The organism is Kutzneria kofuensis (assembly GCF_014203355.1).
Taxonomy (GTDB): domain Bacteria; phylum Actinomycetota; class Actinomycetes; order Mycobacteriales; family Pseudonocardiaceae; genus Kutzneria; species Kutzneria kofuensis.
The window spans coordinates 6760386-6779701 of sequence record NZ_JACHIR010000001.1 but is presented as its reverse complement, the minus strand read 5'-3'; the positions used below and the strand labels follow the sequence as shown (position 1 = coordinate 6779701).

The window sequence follows — 19316 nt, the reverse complement described above, 5'->3', positions numbered from 1 at the left end:
GTGGGTCACCGCCCGATCAGGCAAGACCGAGTTCCTTGTCGATGAAGTCGAAAACGTCGTCGGCGCTGGCGTCGTCCAGCGCGACGTTCTCCTTGCCGTCGCCGAGGATGTCGCCCAGCCGGCCGAGCAGCGTCTGCAGCCGCGAGGTGATCCGGTTGCGCTCGATCTCCTCGGCCGGCAGCGCCAGCACGGTCTCCTCCAACCGGTCCAGGTCGGCCAGCACCGGCAGCACGCCGCCGGTGCTCTGGCCGAGCAGCGACTTCAGGTGCTCGGCCAGCGCGGACGTGGACGTGTACTCGAAGACCAAAGTGGACGGCAGCTTCAGGCCCGTTGCCGTACCGAGGCGATTGCGCAGGTCGACCGCGCTGACGGAGTCGAAACCGAGGCCCTCGAACGGGCGACTCGGGTCCAGTGTGGACGGATCGTCGTAGCCGAGCACCGCGGCGACGTGGCTGCGCACCAGATCCAGCACGGCCCGGCCACGCTCGGCGTCGGACAGGCCGGCCAGCTTCGCGGCGAACGCCGACTCGCCCTCGGACTCGTCGCCGCCGTCGAGGACCTCGCGGACCTCCGGCAGCGCGTTGAGCAGCGGCCGAGGACGGGCGATGGTGAAGGTGGGAACGAACTTCGCCCAGTCGAAGTCCGCGACGACGATGTGCGTGTCGGCGTTGTCGAGGGCCTGCTGCATCGCGTTGATCGCCAGCTTCGGCGGCATCGCGGGGGCGCCGATGCGCCGCATCAGGGCGCTCATCTCCTCGTCGACCATGCCGCTTTCCCAGGAGCTCCAGGCGATCGAGGTGACCGTGCGGCCCTTCGCCAGGCGCTGGTGGGCAATCGCGTCGAGGTGGGCGTTGGCGGTGCCGTAGCCGGACTGGCCGCTGCTGCCCCAGACCGCGGAACCGGACGAGAACAGCACGAACGCGTCGAGCTCGCGGTCGCCCAGCAGTTCGTCGAGGTGCACCGCGCCGAGCACCTTGGCCCGGCCGACCTCGGCGAACTCCGCCAGTGTGATGTCCTCGACCGGGGCGATGCGTTGCGACACACCGGCCGCGTGCACGACGGTGGTCAGGTTCGGGATCCCGTCAAGTAATTCGCGAACCGCGTCCCGGTCGGCGACATCGCAAGCCGCGACCGTGACCTCGGCACCGAGCTCTTTCAACTCTGCTTCAAGTTCGCTGACGCCCGTGGCGGCGTTGCCACGACGGCTCGTCAGGACAAGGTGTTCCGCGCCGTTGCCGGCGAGCCAGCGGGCGACGTGCGCGCCGAGTCCGCCGGTGCCACCGGTGATCAGCGTGGTGCCACGCGGCTTCCACGACCGCTTCGGCGCGTTTCCGTTGAGGCCGGCGCGAACCATGCGGCGCGCGAAGCGGCCGTTGGCGCGGATGGCGATCTGGTCCTCGTCGTCGATCCCGGACAGCGCACCGAGCAGCCGGCGAACGGTCGCCTCGCCGGCATCGGGCAGGTCGATCATGCCGCCCCAGGTGTCGGGGTGGTCGAGCGCCAGAACGCCGCCCAAGCCCCACAGCGAGCCCTGATACGCGCTGGTCAGCTCGGCGCTGTTCTCGACGGCGACGCCGCCGTTGGTGACGCACCAGAGCTTCCCGGTGACGCCGGCGTCGGCCAGGGCCTGGGCGAGGGCGACGGTCGCGGTGCCGCCGGCGGACATCGAGGGGTAGAGCGGGTGCGGGGTGTCATCCAGCGCCAGTAGGGACAGGACGCCGGCCGGGGCGTGGCTGCCGAGCTGCGCGACGAGACCGGCGCGGTCGCCGTCGGCGAACTCGATGATCTCGACCTCGGTCGCGGCGGCGACGGCCTTGGCCAGCTCGTGATCCCTGAAACCCCTGGGCACCACGACGAGCCAGGTGCCGAGCAGGGATTCGGCCTGCACGTCCTCGACCGGCAGCCAGCTCACCCTGTACCGCCAGGAATCCACCATGGCCTGGTCGCGGTACTGCTTGCGCCACGCGGACATCGCCGGCAGGACCGCGCCGAGTGTGCCCTCCTCGATCTCCAGCCGTTCGGCCAGATCGGCGAGATCCTCGCGCTCGACGGCATCCCAGAAGGCGGAGTCGATCGGGTCGGCGGTGGCGGCCGGGGTCTCCTTGTCCCGCCAGTAGAACTGGTGCTGGAAGGCGTAGGTCGGCAGGTCCACCCGCCGCGCCTCGCGGCCCTCGTAGAACTTGGGCCAGTCGACGGCCACGCCGTTGGCAAACGCTTGCGCCAGGCCGGAGACCAGCTCGCGCTCCTCCGACTTGTCGCGCCGCTGGATGGCCACGAACGCCGCGTCCTCCACGCAGTTCGCGCCCATGCCCGTGAGCACGCCGTCGGGCCCGATCTCCACGAACTTGGTCACGCCCTGTGCGTTGAGCCCAGTCACCGCGTCCGCGAACCGCACGGCCTCGCGGACGTGGTTGACCCAGTACTCCGGCTCGGACCACTGCCCACCACCGGCGGAAGTGGTGACCACCCCGAGCGACGGCTCGTTGAAGGTCAGGCCGGCCACAACACTCCGGAACTCCGCCAGCATCGGCTCCATCAACGGCGAGTGGAAGGCGTGCGACACCTTGAGCCGCGAGGTCTTGCGACCCAGCGCCTCGAACTCCGCCTTGATAGCGAGAACAGTCTCTTCGTCACCGGAGATCACGACCGACTGCGGACCATTGACCGCCGCGATACTTACACCCGCGCGGAGCTGGATCTCATCCTCGCTGGCCTGCAACGCCACCATCGCCCCACCAGCCGGCAACGCCTGCATCAACCGACCACGAGCGCTGACCAGCGTGCGGGCATCCTCCAGCGACAAGACCCCGGCGACATGCGCAGCCGCAATCTCACCGACCGAGTGACCGGCCACGAAGTCCGGCCGCACACCCCACGACTGAACTAAACGGTACAGTGCAACCTCGAACGCGAACAACGCCGGCTGGGCGTTACCGGTCTGGTTCAGAGCCTCCTGATCCGCGCCCCAAACGACGCCAGCCAACTCGGGATCAATCGCCGCATCCCACGCCTCTGCGAACACCGGGAACACCCGGTGCAGCTCACGACCCATCCCGATCCGCTGCGCCCCCTGGCCGGTGAACAGAAAGGCAGTCTTGCCGGCGAGGGCAGAGCCGGTCACCACTCCCGTGCCCGGCACGCCGTCGGCGATGGCCCGCAGGCCGCGGATGAAGTCCTCGTGCTCGACACCGATCACCGCCGCCCGCTGGTCGAACGCGGTACGCCCGGTGGCCAGCGAAAACGCCACATCCAACGGCTCAGCGACGTCCACATCGGACAGGCGGGAGGCCTGGTCCGCCAGCGCCTTCGCGGTGCGGCCGGAGATCACCCACGGCACCACCCGGCGTTCGACGACCCGCTCCGGCACCTCGACCGCCGGCGCCTCCTCGATGATCACGTGCGCGTTCGTGCCGCTCAGGCCGAAGGACGAGATGCCGGCCCGGCGGGGTTCGCCGGTCTGCGGCCACGGCTGCGCCTCGGCCAGCAGTTGGATGTTGCCGGCGGTCCAGTCCACCTGCGGCGTCGGCTCGTCCAGGTGCAGCAGCTTCGGCAGGACGCCGTGCCGCATCGCCATGACCATCTTGATGATGCCGGAGACACCGGCGGCCGCCTGGGCGTGACCGATGTTGGACTTGATCGACCCCAGCCAGAGCGGCCGCTCGCGATCCTTGCCGTACGTGGCCAGCAGAGCCTGCGCCTCGATCGGGTCACCCAGCGTCGTGCCGGTGCCGTGCGCCTCGACGACGTCGACCTGGTCGGCCGACAGCTGCGCGGAGGCCAGCGCCTGCTCGATCACCCGCCGCTGCGACGGCCCGTTCGGGGCGGACAAACCGTTCGAGGCGCCGTCCTGGTTGACCGCGCTTCCCCGCACCACGGCGAGAATCGGGTGTCCGTTGCGCTGCGCGTCGGAAAGCCGCTCCACCAGCAGAATACCGATGCCCTCGCCCCAACCGGTGCCGTCTGCGGCCTTGGCGAACGACTTGCAGCGGCCGTCCCTGGCCAGTCCGCGCTGCTCGCTGAAACCGACGAAAGAGTCCGGAGTGGACATGACTGTGACGCCGCCGGCCAGCGCCAGCGTGCATTCCCCGTTACGCAGGGCTTGCATCGCCCAGTGCAGCGCCACCAGTGACGACGAGCACGCCGTGTCCACGGTGACCGCGGGCCCCTCCAACCCCAGCGTGTACGCGACTCGCCCCGAGACGACGCTGGCGAGGCTGCCGACACCGCCGCCCGGCCAGTAGTCGTGGTAGGCGACGCCGGCGAACACGCCGGTGCGGCTGCCCTTCAGCGTGGTCGGGTCGATGCCGGCGCGCTCCAGCGCCTCCCACACCAGCTCCAGCAGCAGCCGCTGCTGCGGGTCGGTCTCCTTGGCCTCGCGCGGGCTGATCCGGAAGAAGTCGGCGTCGAACTCGCCGGCCTCGTGCAGGAAGCCACCCTCGCGCGAGTACGTCTTGCCGGGCGTGCCCGGCTCCGGGTCGTAGAGGGCCTCCACATCCCAGCCGCGGTTGGTGGGCAGCGTGCTGATGCCGTCACCGCCGCGGGCGACGAGGTCCCACAGGCCCTCCGGCGTCGTGACGCCACCGGGGTAACGGCAGCTCATGGCCACGATCGCGATCGGCTCGTGCTGCCTGGCCTCGACCTCGCGGAGCTGGCGCCGCACCTGCTGCAGTTCCGTGGTTGCCCGCTTGAGGTAGTCGCGGAGCTTGTCGTCGGTGCTCATCAAGTCAGCCAATCTCCGTGGTCAGGAAATGCCGAGTTCGTTGTCCAGCGCGGCGAACAGCTCGTCGTCCGTTGCCTCGTCCAGACTCCCCTCCGGCGCATTGGCGATTTCCTCGTTGTCGCGCCACTTGCGCAGCAGCGCCTCCAGCCGGGCGGTGACCTTGGGCCGCGAGCCGTTCACCTCGGTGGCCTGCAGAGTCGCCTCCAGCCGGCCGATCTCGGCGATCAGCTGCTGGGCCGGGTCGAACTCGCCCGGCTGCAGCAGCTCCCGCAGGTGGTCGGCGACGTCCTGCGAGGTCGGGTAGTCGAAGATCAGCGTGGCCGGCAGCTGCAGGCCGGTGGCAAGGCCGAGTTGCTTGCGCAGCTCGACGGCGGTGAGCGAGTCGAAGCCCAGCTCCTTGAACGCCCGGTCCGGCTCGATCGTCGTGGACGCGTCATGGCCCAGCACTGCGGCCACGTGCTTGCCGACCAGGTCGAGCAGCAGCTGCTCGCGGTCGGCCTCGGGCAGCTCGGCCAGCCGCTCGCGCAACGAAGTGTGGCTTTGTCGCGTCTGCCGGGCCGGCACGCGGACCAGGCCGCGCAGCAGCATGGGAAGGCCCTCGGGCCGGGCCCGCAGCGCCGCCTTGTCCAGCTTCAGCGGCACGACCAGCGGGTCGTCGACGGTGAGCGCCCGGTCGAACAGCGGGCCGATCTCGTCGGCGGTGAACACCGGGGTCCCCGTCCGGCGCATGCGTTCCGCGTAGGCCTCGTCGCCGTTGTCCAGCGCGCCGAAGGCAATGGCGACGCCGTTGAGCTTCTCGGCCAGCGAGTTGAGGTAGCCGGTGGCGGCGGCGAAGTTGGCCTGGCCGGTGCCGAGCAGCAGGCTCGTCGCCGAGGAGACGAGGATCAGCTTGGCGTCCCGGTGTTTCCAGGCGGCGTCGATGGTCTTGGCGAGCACCCGCTCCAGCTGCTCGTCGGTCATGTCGGACAGGAGCGCGTTGTCCGTGGCGGACTCGGCGTGGATGACCGTGTCGACCTTCTGCTTGCCGGGCTTGTGCAGGACCTTGACGCCCTTGGCGGTCAGGTGGTCGGCGATCGCCTTGCCGATGCCCTGCTGGCCGCCGGTGATCAGCACGGTGTCGCCGTACGGGCGATCGACGCTCGGCTGCGCGGCGACGAGCCTCGGGACGAGGATCTTGCCGTCGCGGATTCGCAGCTCGGGTTCGCCGGTGTCGACGGCCTTCTTCAGGTCGGCGCTGCCGTCGGTGTCGACGAGCACGAACCGGCCCGGGTTCTCCTCCTGCGCCGACCGGATCAGGCCCCACAGCGCGCCGTTGGGGCCGGTGAGCACCAGTTTGCCGACGAATTCCCTGATCAGGCCGAGGAGTTGCCTCGCGGCGGCCTCGGCGACGGCCGGCTCACCGTCGGGCGGGCAGGCGACGTGCACGACGTCCGGGGCGTTCAGGGTGGGTAGCCATTCGGGCCAGTCGGCAAGGGGCAGTTCGGCCGACCACGTCTCGTCGGTGGGGCGCGCGTTCGGAGCGGCGACCCAGTCGACGCGGTAGAGGTCGTTGCCGGTGTTGGCGAGCTGGTCGGCGGTGATCGTCCGCGTCTCGATGCTCGTGATGGTCGCCACCGGGCCGTTCTGATCGGCCAGGGTGATTGCGCCATCGGCGATCCGGGCGCGGATGGCGCTGGTTCCCGTGTGGTGAACGGCGATTCCGCGGTACACGGCGGGGATCACGGTGTCGGTGAGCGTCGGTTGGAGGGCCGTCTCCAGCAGGGCCGGGTGCAGCGCGAACCGGTCGTCGGCCTCGGAGACCGTCACCTCGGCGAAGATCTCGTCGCCGTGCTTGAACGCCTGCAGGCCCTGGAATGCCGGGCCGTAGCCGAAGCCGAGGGTGAGCAGTTCGTCGTAGCTGACGTCGATCGGCGTCGCCCCGGCCGGCCAGTCGAAGGTCTCGGCGACCGGGGCTCCGGTGGCGAGGACGCCGGTCGCGTGCCGGACCCACGCGTCCTCGCCACGCGAGTAGATGCTGACCTTGTTGCCGCTGGCGACGACCTGGATCGTCACGTCACCGGTCTCGGGCAGCACCAGCGGGGCCTCGAGCGTCAGCTCCTCGATCAGGTTGGCGCCGCTGCGCTCGGCGGCCTGGATGGCCAGCTCGACGAATCCCGCGCCGGGGAACAGGATGCTGCCGAGCACGTCGTGGTCGGCCAGCCACGGCTGGGTCTCCAGCGAGAGCCGGCCGGTGAGCACCACGCCGTCGCCCTCCGCGGCCGGGACGGCCGCGCCGAGCAGCGGGTGATCCACCGAGTCCAGGCCGGCGGAGTTGACGTCCGCGCCATCCGAGATCACCGAGTTGACCCAGTAGCGCTGGTGCTGGAACGGGTAGGTCGGCAGCTCGACACGGCGGGCGTCGCGCCCGGCGAAGAACTTGGTCCAGTCGACGTGCACGCCGTTCGCCCAGGCCTGCGCCACCGCGTTGACGAGCTCGCGCTCCTGGTCGCGGTCCCGGCGCTGGGTGGCCAGGAACACCGCATCCTCGACGCAGTTCGCGCCCATCCCGGCCAGCACGCCGTCGGGACCAATCTCGAGGAACTTGGTCACGCCTTGTTCGGAGAGGTTCCTGATCGCGTCCGCGAAGCGCACCGCTTCCCGGACGTGGTCGACCCAGTACTCCGGCTCGGACCATTCCCCGCCCCCGGCCGAGGTGACCACGGCCGGGATCTTCGGCCCGTTGAAGGTCAGCCCGGCGACGACGCTGCGGAACTCGTCCAGCATCGGCTCCATCAGCGGGGAGTGGAACGCATGCGAGACCTTGAGCCGCGTGGCTTTGCGACCACGCGCCTCGAACTCCGCCTTGATAGCAAGCACGGCGGCCTCGTCGCCGGAGATCACCACCGACTGCGGACCATTGACCGCCGCGATGCCCACCCCCTCGCGGAGCTGGACCTCATCCTCGCTGGCCTGCAGAGCCACCATCGCACCGCCGACCGGCAGCGCCTGCATCAGACGGCCGCGAGCGGACACCAACGTGCGGGCGTCTTCGAGGGAGAGGACCCCGGCCACATGCGCAGCCGCGATCTCACCGACCGAATGACCGGCCACGAAGTCCGGCCGCACACCCCAGGACTGAACTAGACGGTACAGTGCAACTTCGAACGCGAACAACGCGGGCTGGGCATTGCCGGTCTGGTTGAGAAGGTCCTGGTCAGAGCCCCAGATCAGGGCTGACAGCTCACGATCAATCGCCGCGTCCCACGCCTCCGCGAACACCGGGAACTTCTCGTACAGCTCCCGGCCCATCCCGATCCGCTGCGCTCCCTGCCCCGTGAACAGGAACGCCGTCAGACCCTGCCCCGCAATCACGTCGGTGACGTTGGCCAAGCCTCGCGCCAGACCTTCCCGGTCCTCGGCCACGAAGGCCGACCGGTGCTCCATCGGGGCTCGCAACGTGGCCAGGGAGTAGGCCACGTCCAGTGGCTCACCATCCACAGCGGACAGTCTGGCGGCCTGGGCCTTGAGGCCGTCGGCGGTCTTCGCGGAGACGATCACCGGCACGGGGCGGGGCGGGATCTCCCGGTCGGCGACCTCGGGCACGACCTGCTCGATGATCACGTGGGCGTTGGTGCCGCTGATGCCGAAGGACGAGATGCCGGCCCGGCGCGGACGGTCGACAGCGGGCCACGGCCGGGGCTCGGTGAGCAGTTCGATGTTGCCGGCGGTCCAGTCCACGTGCGGGGTCGGCACATCCACGTGCAGGGTCTTGGGCAGCACTCCGTGCCGCATGGCCATGATCATCTTGATGATCCCGGCGACACCGGCGGCGGACTGGGTGTGGCCCATGTTGGACTTGATCGAACCCAGCCACAGCGGTTCCGACCGGTCCTGACCGTAGGTGGCCAGCAGGGCCTGCGCCTCGATGGGGTCGCCCAGGGTGGTGCCGGTGCCGTGGGCCTCGACGGCATCGACATCGGTGGCGGCCAGGCCGGCGTTGGCCAGGGCCTGCTGGATCACCCGCTGCTGCGCGGGACCGTTCGGCGCGGTCAGGCCGTTCGAGGCACCGTCCTGGTTGATCGCGGAACCCTTCACGATGGCGAGGACGTTGTGCCCGTTGCGGCGGGCGTCGGACAGCCGCTCGACCAGGACCAGGCCGACGCCCTCGCCCCAACCGGTGCCGTCGGTCGCGCCGGCGAAGGACTTGCAGCGGCCGTCCGGGGAAAGCCCGCGCTGCTTGCTGAACTCGACGAACGTCTCCGGCGTCGCCATCACGGCCACGCCACCGGCCAATGCCAGCGAGCATTCGCCGCTGCGCAGCGCCTGGATCGCCCAGTGCAGCGCCACCAACGACGACGAGCACGCGGTGTCCACGGTGACCGCCGGTCCTTCAAACCCGAACGTGTAGGAAACCCGGCCGGAGGCGATGGAACCCGTGTTGTTGTTGACCTTGTAGTCGTGGTACATCATGCCGGCGAACACGCCGGTGTCGCTGCCGCGCAACGGTCCCGGGTCGATGCCGGCGCTCTCGAACGCCTCCCACGCCGTCTCCAGCAGCAGCCGCTGCTGCGGGTCCATCTCCAGCGCCTCGTTCGGGCTGATGCCGAAGAAGCCCGGGTCGAACAGCCCTGCGTCGTGCAGGAACGCGCCGCGCTTGGTGTAGGTGCTGCCAGGGCGTTCGCCGCTCGGGTCGTAGATCCGCTCGGTGTCCCAGCCGCGGTCGGTCGGGAAGTCGGTGACGGCGTCGACGCCGTTGAACACCAGCTGCCACAGGTCATCCGGCGAGTTCACGCCGCCCGGGTAGTGGCAGGCCATGCCGACGATGGCGATCGGTTCGTCCGAAGTGGACTTCGCCCGGGTCTTCACGGCCTTGGTGGCGCCGGCGAAGCTGGTGACCAGGTACCCGGCGACCGCGCGGGTCGTCGGGTAGTCGAAGACCAGCGTGGCCGGCAGGCGCAGGCCGGTCTCCGCGCCGAGCTGGTTGCGCAGCTCGACCGCCGACAGCGAGTCGAAGCCGAGCTCGTTGAACGCCCGGTCGGGGTCGACGGCGTCCACCGAGGCGTGCCCGAGGACGGCGGCGACATGCTTGCGTACCAAGGAAACCAGCAGCCGCTCCCGCTCCCCCGCGTCGAGCCCGGCGAGCCGTCGCTCCAGCGACGAGCCGCCGGAACGCTTCGTCGGCCGCGACGGCACGCGCACCAGGCCGTGCAGCATCGGCGGTTGCGAGGCGGCCTGCGCACGGAGGGTGCTGAGATCGAGGCGGATCGGCGCCAGCGCCGCGACGTCGGCCTTCAGCGCCAGGTCGAACAGCGCGACGCCCTCGTCCGGCAGCAGGGCCGGCATGCCGGCCCGCTCCAGGCGTTGGAGATCGGCATCGGTGAGGCGGTCGGCCATGCCGCCGACCTGCGCCCACGGGCCCCACGCCAGCGACACCGCCGGCTGTCCGTTGGCCCGGCGGTGCTGGGCGAGGGCGTCGAGGAAGACGTTGGCGGCGGCGTAGTTGGCCTGCGCGGTGCCGCCGAGCGTGCCGGCGATCGAGGAGAACAGCACGAACGCCTTGAGATCGCCGGTGAGTTCGTGCAGGTGACGGGCGGCCTCCGCCTTCGGGGCGAAGACCCGGTCGAACCGCTCGGCGTCCAGCGCGGAGATCACGCCGTCGTCGAGCACACCCGCCGCGTGCACCACGCCGGTCAGCTGCGGGATTCCCTTGAGCAGCTCGGCGACGGCGTCCCGGTCGGCGACATCGCAGGCGGTGATCGTCACCGATGCGCCGAGGGCCTCCAGTTCGGCTGTGAGCTCGGCCGCGCCCGGCGTATCGGGTCCGCGGCGGCTGGTCAGCACGAGGTTGGCCACCCCCGTGGCGGCCAAGTGCTTGGCGAACAGTGCGCCGAGGCCGGTGAGACCGCCGGTGACGAGCACGGTGTCGCCGAAGTCGGTGCTGCCGTTGAGTTCCGTGACGCGGGCCAGGCGCGGCACCCGGAGTTCGCCGCCCCGCACCGAGACCTCCGGCTCGCCGAGGGCGATCGCCGCGTCCACGCCGTCGTCGGAGTCGGCGTCGACCAGCCCGAATCGGCCGGGGTTCTCGGAGATCGCCGACCGGACCAGGCCCCACACCGGCGCCACGTCGAGGTCCACGTCGTCGGTGTCGACGGCGTTGCGCGTGACGAAGACGAGCCGGTTGTCGGCGTTGGCCTCGTCGGCGAGCCAGGACTGCACACAGCTCAGCACGTGTACGAGGGCGTCCTTGCTTGCGGGCACGTCCTCGCGGACCGCCTCCTCGTTGCCGGCGGCGGGAACCGGGGTCCACACGACGTGGAACAGCGAGTCGTGCTTGCGGTCGACGCTGAGCTGCTCGGACGACACCGCCCGCGAGACCAGGGATTCGACGGACAGGATCGGGTCGCCGGCCAGATCCGTGACCAGCACGGACGCCGAGTCGTCGCCGGTGCGGCGGATCCGCACGCGCAGCTCGGAAGCGCCGGCGCGGTGCAGGGTGACGCCGTTCCAGGCGAACGGAAGTTGCGTGTCGCCGGACTCCTCGATGGCGACGAGCTGGGCGTGCAGGGCGGAGTCGAGCAGCGCCGGGTGGATGCCGTAGCGCTCGGCGTCGGTGCCCTCCGGCAGCGCGACCTCGGCGTACGTGTTGTCGCCGTCGCACCACACCGCCTTCAGTCCCTGGAACATCGGCCCGTACACGTAGCCCTGGCCGGCCAGGTTCTCGTACGCCCCATCGAGGTCGACGGCGTCGCCGGGCGGCGGCCATTCCGCCAGGTCGTCGGCGGTTCCGGCGTCCGTGCCGAGCACGCCGGTCGCGTGCCGGGTCCAGGGCAGGTCGTCGACCCGGGAGTAGATGCTGACGTTGCGGGCCTCGTCGACGACCACCTGCACCGCCACGCCGTCGCGCTCCGGCAGGATCAGCGGGGCTTCGAGGGTGAGTTCCTGCACCACGTCACAACCCACGTGATCGCCGGCCTGCAAGGCGAGCTCCACGAAGGCCGTTCCCGGCAACAACAGCGAGCCGAGCACGTCGTGATCCGCCAGCCACGGCTGCGTTTCCACCGACAGCCGGCCGGTCAGCACCACACCGTCCGTCTCCGCCGACGCCACCGCCGCGCCGAGCAACGGGTGCTCCACCGCCACCTGGCCCACCGACGTCACATCGCCGCCTCTGGCCGAGGTCAGCCAGAACGTCTGGCGCTGGAAGGCGTACGTCGGGAGGTCGGTGCGGCGAGCACCGGTGCCGGCGAAGAACTTCGCCCAGTCCACGGTCACGCCGTGCGCCCAAGCCTGTGCGATGCCAGCGACCAGTTCGCGCTCCTGGTCACGGTCCCGGCGCTGCGTGGCCACGAACACCGCGTCCTCGACGCAGTTCGCCCCCATGCCCGCCAGCACACCGTCCGGACCCACCTCCACGAACTTGGTGACGCCCTGCCCATGAAGCGAGGTGATCGCATCGGCGAAGCGCACGGCCTCGCGCACGTGGTTGACCCAGTACTCCGGCTGGGACCACTCACCACCGCCGGCCGAGGTGGTCACGACCGGGATCGAAGGCTGAGCGAAGGTCAAGGTGGAGACCACTGCTCGGAATTCGTCCAGCATCGGCTCCATCAGCGGCGAGTGGAAGGCGTGCGACACCTTCAGCCGCGAAGTCTTCCGGCCGCGGGCCTCGAACTCGGCCTGGATGGCCACAACGGCCTCTTCGACACCGGAGATCACCACGGACCGCGGGCCGTTCACCGCGGCGATGCCAACGCCCTCGCGCAGGGTGATCTCGTCCTCGGTGGCCTGGATCGCCACCATCGCGCCACCGGCCGGGAGGGCCTGCATGAGCCGCCCCCGGGCACTGACCAACTTCCGGGCATCCTCCAGCGAAAGAACTCCGGCGATGTGCGCCGCCGCGATCTCGCCGACCGAGTGGCCGGCCACGAAGTCCGGTTCCATCCCCCAGGACTGAACTAGCCGGTACAGTGCAACTTCGAAGGCGAAGAGCGCCGGCTGGGCGTTGCCGGTCTGGTTCAGGGCATCCTGATCGGAGCCCCAAGCGGCGTCAGAGTCGACAGCCGCATCCCACGCCGCCGCGAACACCGGGAACTTCTGGTACAGCTCACGACCCATGCCGACACGCTGCGAACCCTGGCCGGTGAACAAGAACGCCGTCTTTCCGGGCTTCACCGCCGAGGAGACAAAGTTGTCCCGATCCAGCGCGAAGGCCCGGTGCTCGAAAGCGACCCGATCCGTTGCCAGCGTGTACGCCATGTCGACCAGTGGAGCATCCACAGTGGACAGCTGAGTGATTTGGGCGGCGAGGGCGTCCGGGGTCTTGCCCGACACCAACAGCGGCATGATCCGCGAAGACTCGACCGGTTCCGGCTCGGGCTGAACCACCTGCTCGATGATCACGTGCGCATTGGTGCCGCTCAACCCGAACGACGAGATGGCGGCCCGGCGCGGGCGGTCCACCGCCGGCCACGGCCGGGATTCGGTCAGCAGCTGAACGTTGCCGGCGGACCAGTCGACCTGCGGCGTCGGCTCGTCCACGTGCAAGGTCTTGGGCAGCACGCCGTGCCGCATCGCCATGACCATCTTGATGATGCCGGCGACACCGGCGGCAGCCTGAGTGTGGCCAAGATTCGACTTGATCGACCCCAGCCACAGCGGCTCCGACCGGTCCTGGCCGTAGGTCGCGAGCAGCGCCTGCGCCTCGATGGGGTCGCCGAGCTTGGTGCCGGTGCCGTGCGCCTCCACCGTGTCCACATCGGACGTGTCGAGACCGGCGTTGGCCAGCGCCTGCCGGATCACCCGCTGCTGCGCCGGACCGTTGGGGGCAGTCAGGCCGTTGGAGGCGCCATCCTGGTTGACGGCGGAACCCCGGATAACGGCGACGATGGGGTGCCCGAGCCGCTCGGCGTCGGACTTGCGCTCGACCAGAATCAGACCGACGCCCTCGGACCAGCCGGTGCCGTCCGCCGCCCCGGCAAAGGACTTACAGCGGCCGTCGACGGAAAGTCCGCGCTGCTCGGAGAAGTCGACGATTGCCTCCGGCGTCGCCATCACGGCCACGCCACCGGCCAGTGCCAGCGAGCACTCCCCCGACCGCAGCGCCTGAATCGCCAAGTGCAGCGCCACCAGCGACGACGAGCACGCCGTGTCCACGGTGACCGATGGCCCTTCGAAGCCGAAGCTGTACGAGACACGACCCGAGGCGATGGAGCCGGAAGCGCTGTTCAGGGCGTAGTCGTGGTACATCATGCCGGCGAAGACACCGGTCGAAGAACCCTTGAGCGACCGGGGATCGATGCCGGCCCGCTCGAACGCCTCCCACGCCGTCTCCAGCAGCAACCGCTGCTGCGGGTCCATCAGCACGGCCTCACGCGGGCTGATGCCGAAGAAGTCGGCGTCGAACTCGGCGGCGTCGTAAAGGAAACCGCCGTCCCGGGTGTACGACTTGTTGGGCTTGCCCGGCTCCGGGTCGAACAGGTTGGCCAGGTCCCAGCCGCGGTTGGTGGGGAAAGGACCGACAGTGTCGATGCCGTCGGCGACCAGCCGCCACAGGTCCTCCGGCGAGTTCACGCCGCCCGGGTAGTGGCAGGCCATGCCGACGATGACGATCGGGTCGTCGTCGAGCGACGGCAGCGCCCGCACCGCGGCGACCGCCTTGCCGGCGCCGCCGACCTTCTCGCGCAGGTACTCGGCGACCGCGCGGGACGTCGGGTAGTCGAACACGAGCGTCGCCGGCAGCCGGAGTCCGGTGTCGCCGCCGAGCAGGTTCCGAAGCTCGACCGAGGCGAGGGAATCGAAGCCCAGCTCCTGGAACGCGCGGTCCGGCTCGATCGCGTCGGTGGACGCGTGTCCGAGCACCGCGGCAACATGCTTGCGCACGAGATCCAGCAACTGCGCGTCGCGTTCCTCGTCGCCGAGCCCGGAAAGCCGGTCCGCCAACGAGTTTCCGGAAGCAACACCGCTCTTGGCCGTCTGTCGCTGCGGCACGCGAACCAGGCCGCGCAGCACGTGCGGCACCTCGCGGGTGCGCAGCGTGCCGAGGTCCAGCTTCACCGGCACCAGGTTCGCCTCGCCGGAGTCGAGGGCCGCGTCGAACAGCGACAGCCCCTCGGCGGCGGACAGCGCCGGCAGGCCGGACTTGCGCATCCGCTCCAGGTCGACCTCGCCGAGCTCCGCGCCCAGACCGGCCCCGACTCCCCACAGCCCGTACGCCAACGAGGTGGCCGGCAGCCCGAGCGAACGCCGGTGCTGCGCCAGGGCGTCCAGGAACACGTTCGCGGCGGCGTAGCTGGCCTGTCCGGCGGCGAGCAGCAGCCCGCCGGCCGAGGAGATCAACACGAACAGGTCCAGGCCACGGGTGAGTTCGTGCAGGTACCAGGCGGCGTCGGCCTTGGGCCGCAGCACGGCGTCCAGCTCGTCCGCGGTGACGGCCTCGACGAGGCCGTTCTCCGCGATTCCGGCCGCGTGCACCACGCCCTTCAGATCGGAAATGCCCTCCAGCAGGAAGGCCAAAGCGTCCCGATCGGACACGTCGCAGGCAGCGACGGTCACCGTCGCGCCGAGGGCCTCCAGCTCCGCCTTCAACGCGGCTGCTCCGGCTGCCTCGATGCCACGCCGACTGGTCAGCACCAAGCTGCGGAAACCCCGCTCCGCCACCAGATGCCGGGCGAACAGCGCACCGAGGCCGCCCGTGCCGCCGGTGACCAGGACCGTGCCGTCGGCTGCCCCAGAGTCAATCGACGCGGTGCCGGCCACGCGGGCCAGCCGGGGAACGAACACCGCGCCGCCGCGCACCGCCACCTCGGGCTCGCCGAGCGCCAGGGCCGCCGACACATCATCGGAATCGGTGTCCACCAGGACAAAACGGCCGGGGTTCTCCGCCTGCGCGGCCCGCACCAGACCCCACACCGGGGCCACCGCCAGGTCGATGTCCTCGCCGCTGACGGAAACCGCGCCGCGCGTGACAAAGGCGACCTGGGAGTCCCCCGACAGTGCCGAACGGATCCGCTCCAGCACAGCGGAAGCGACCGAGCGGACGCCGTCGAGCACGTCGCCCTCAGCCGACGCGACGTGCTCGACGACGAGATCGCCCTCCGCAGGGCCGGATTCTGGGGAGGTCGAGCTCGCGGGTTGCCAGGCCAGCTGGAACAGCGGCGCCGCGGACGACAGCTGCGCGGGCGTAACCGGCCGGGAGGCCAGGGACGCCACCGTCAGCACCGGCTGGCCGGTCAGGTCGGCGACGGCGAGGGAATGCCGGTCGTTGCCCACCGGGGCCATCCGCACCCGCAGCGCCGACGCCCCGGAGGCGTGCAGCGAGACGCCGCTCCACGCGAACGGCAGGTGCGTCTCGCCGTCACCCAACAGCTCGCCGTGCATCGCCGAGTCGAGCAGCGCCGGGTGCAACCCGAACCGCTCCGCCCCGGCGCCCTCCGGCAGCGCCACCTCAGCGAACATCTCGTCGCCGCGCCGCCACACCGCCTTCAGGCCCTGGAACACCGGGCCGTAGGCGTAACCACGGTCGAGGAGCTGGTCGTACGCACCGTCGATGTCGACGCGGGACGCGCCGGCCGGCGGCCATTCGGCCAGTTCCACAACCGGGACCGGGGCACCCACGGTCAGAGTGCCGACAGCATGCCGGGTCCACGGCAGCCCGGACTCACCGTTGACAGCATCCTCCATCCGCGAGTACACGCTCACCGGGCGAGCGCCGTCCGCGTCGGCACCGCCCACCACCACCTGGATCACCACGCCGCCCCGCTCGGGCAGCACCAGCGGCGCCTCCAGGGTCAGCTCCTCCACCACGTCACAACCGACGTGATCACCGGCCTGAACGGCCAGCTCCACGAAGGCCGTGCCGGGCAACAACACCGTGCCCAGCACGTCGTGATCAGCCAGCCACGGCTGGGTCTGCGTGGACAGCCGGCCGGTCAGCACCACACCGTCGCCCTCGGGCGCGGCGACCACCGCGCCCAGCAGCGGATGCTCGACCGGCGCCAGACCGGCCGAGCCCAGGTCCGCCCCCTGCGTCCAGACCGAGTTCACCCAGAACCGCTGGTGCTGGAAGGCATACGTCGGCAGGTCGGCCCGCCGGGCGTCACGACCGGCGAAGAACGCCTCCCAGTCCACCGGCACGCCATGAGCCCACGCCTGCGCGACGCCCACGACGAGTTCCCGCTCCTGACCACGCCCACGCCGTTGCGTGGCAACAACAACCGCGTCCTCGACGCAGTTCGCGGCCACCCCCGTCAGCACCCCGTCGGGCCCGACCTCCACGAACCGCGTGACACCCGCCGCCGTGAGCCCGACCACCGCATCCGCGAACCGAACCGCCTCGCGCACATGCCCGACCCAGTACTCCGGCTCGTTCCACTGCCCACCACCGGCCGACGTCGTGACAACTCCCAGCGAGGGCTCACCGAAAGTCAGGCCACCGACGACGCTCCGGAACTCCGCCAGCATCGGCTCCATCAACGGCGAATGGAACGCATGCGACACCTTCAACCGTGACGTCTTGCGCCCCAACGCCTCGAACTCCGCCTTGATCTCCAACACGGCCGCTTCATCACCGGAGATCACCACCGACTCCGGGCCGTTCACCGCCGCGATGCCCACACCCGCCCGCAGCCGCACCTCGTCCTCGGCGGCCTGCAGGGCCACCATCGCGCCACCCGCCGGCAGCGCCTGCATCAACCGCCCCCTGGCGGACACCAACTTCCGCGCATCCTCCAGCGACAACACACCGGCGACATGCGCCGCCGCGATCTCGCCGACCGAGTGGCCGGCCACGAAGTCCGGCCTGACACCCCACGACTCCAACAGCCGGAACAGCGCCACCTCGAACGCGAACAACGCAGGCTGGGCATTTCCGGTCTGGTTCAAGGCTTCCTGGTCAGCCGACCAGGCGATGGCGGCCACCGCCGGATCGATGGCGGCATCCCACGCCTCGGCGAACACCGGGAACTTCTCGTAGAGCTCGCGGCCCATCCCCACCTGCTGCGCACCCTGACCGGTGAACAGGAACGCGGTCTTCCCCGCGTCGGCCGTCACCCCGGCCACTCCGGCAAGTCCGGACACCAGCTCGTCCAGCGTCTCGCCGACGACCACTGCCCGCTGCTCCATCGCGGCACGGCCGGTCGCCAGCGTGTACGCGACGTCCAACGGCTCAACGCCCTCCACAGAGGACAGCCGCGAAGCCTGCTCCGCCAGTGCCGGCGCGGTCTTACCGGAGATGATCCACGGCACCGGGCGCTGCGTGACCGAGCGCTCGACGGCCTCCACGGGCGGAGCCTGCTCGATGATCACGTGCGCGTTGGTGCCGCTGATGCCGAAGGAGGAGACGCCCGCACGACGCGGGCGCTCCACCGCGGGCCACGGCCGGGACTCCGTCAACAGCTCAACCGCGCCCGCAGTCCAGTCGACGTGCGAACTCGGCGAGTCCACGTGCAGAGTCTTCGGCAGCGCGCCGTGCCGGATCGCCATCACCATCTTGATGATCCCGGCGACGCCGGCGGCCGCCTGCGTGTGCCCCATATTCGACTTCACGGATCCGAGCCACAGCGGCTCATCCCGATCCTGGCCGTAGGTCGCCAACAAGGCTTGCGCCTCAATGGGATCGCCCAGCGTGGTACCGGTGCCGTGCGCCTCGACGGCGTCCACATCGGACGGTGCGAGGCCGGCCGAGGCCAGCGCCTGCCGGATCACCCGCCGCTGCGACGGGCCGTTCGGCGCGGTGATGCCGTTCGACGCGCCGTCCTGGTTGACAGCGCTGCCGCGAATCACCGCCAGCACCTGGTGTCCCAGCCGCTGGGCCTCGGACAGCCGCGCCAGCAGCAGCACACCGGCGCCCTCGCCCCAACCGACGCCGTCGGCCGCGTCGGCGAAGGCGCGGCACCGTCCGGTCGGCGAAAGTCCGCGCTGGCGCGAGAACTCGACGAACGTCTCCAACGTGGCCATCACGGTCACACCGCCGGCCAGAGCCAGCGTGCACTCACCAGCTCGCAGCGCCCGAATCGCCTGGTGCAGCGCGACGAGCGAGGACGAGCAGGCAGTGTCCACAGTGACCGCCGGGCCCTCCAGACCCAGGGTGTACGAGACGCGGCCGGAGACCATGCTGCCGTCGCTCGTGCCGGCTCCGTAGTCGTGGTACATGACTCCGGCGAAGACGCCGGTGCGGCTTCCCTTCAGCGACAAGGGATCGATGCCGGCCCGCTCCAGCGCTTCCCACGAGGTCTCCAGCAGCAGCCGCTGCTGCGGGTCCATCTCGGCGGCCTCGCGAGGGCTGATCCGGAACAGCTCCGCGTCGAAGCCGGCCGCGTCGTCGAGGAAGGAGCCATCCTTGGAGTAGATCTTGCCGGGGACACCGGGGGTGGGGTCGTAGCTGGCGTCCAGGTCCCAGAACCGGTCCGTGGGCATGGGTCCGACGGTGTCCACGCCGTCGAGCACCAGCCGCCACAGGTCCTCCGGGGAGGCCACGCCGCCCGGGTAGCGGCAGCCCATGCTGATGATCGCGATCGGCTCCTGCTCGCGCCGCTCGGCGTCGGCCAGCCGCTTGCGGGTCTCCCGCAGATCGGACGTCGCTCGCTTGAGGTAGTCGAGAAGCTTCTCCTCGTTGGACACC

General features: G+C 70.5%; 2 protein-coding genes. Both read right to left on the bottom strand.

Annotation, left to right across the window (positions count from 1 at the left end; all coding sequences use genetic code 11):
* Window positions 1-16: 16 nt before the first annotated feature.
* Window positions 17-4723: a type I polyketide synthase gene (locus BJ998_RS31310; protein ID WP_446685008.1), complete on the bottom strand. Its 4707-nt coding sequence runs from the start codon at window positions 4721-4723 to the stop codon at window positions 17-19.
* A gap of 18 nt (window positions 4724-4741) precedes the next feature.
* Complete coding sequence (locus BJ998_RS48730; protein WP_376776014.1) at window positions 4742-19315, bottom strand: SDR family NAD(P)-dependent oxidoreductase; 14574 nt, start codon at window positions 19313-19315, stop codon at window positions 4742-4744.
* Window position 19316: the final 1 nt, after the last annotated feature.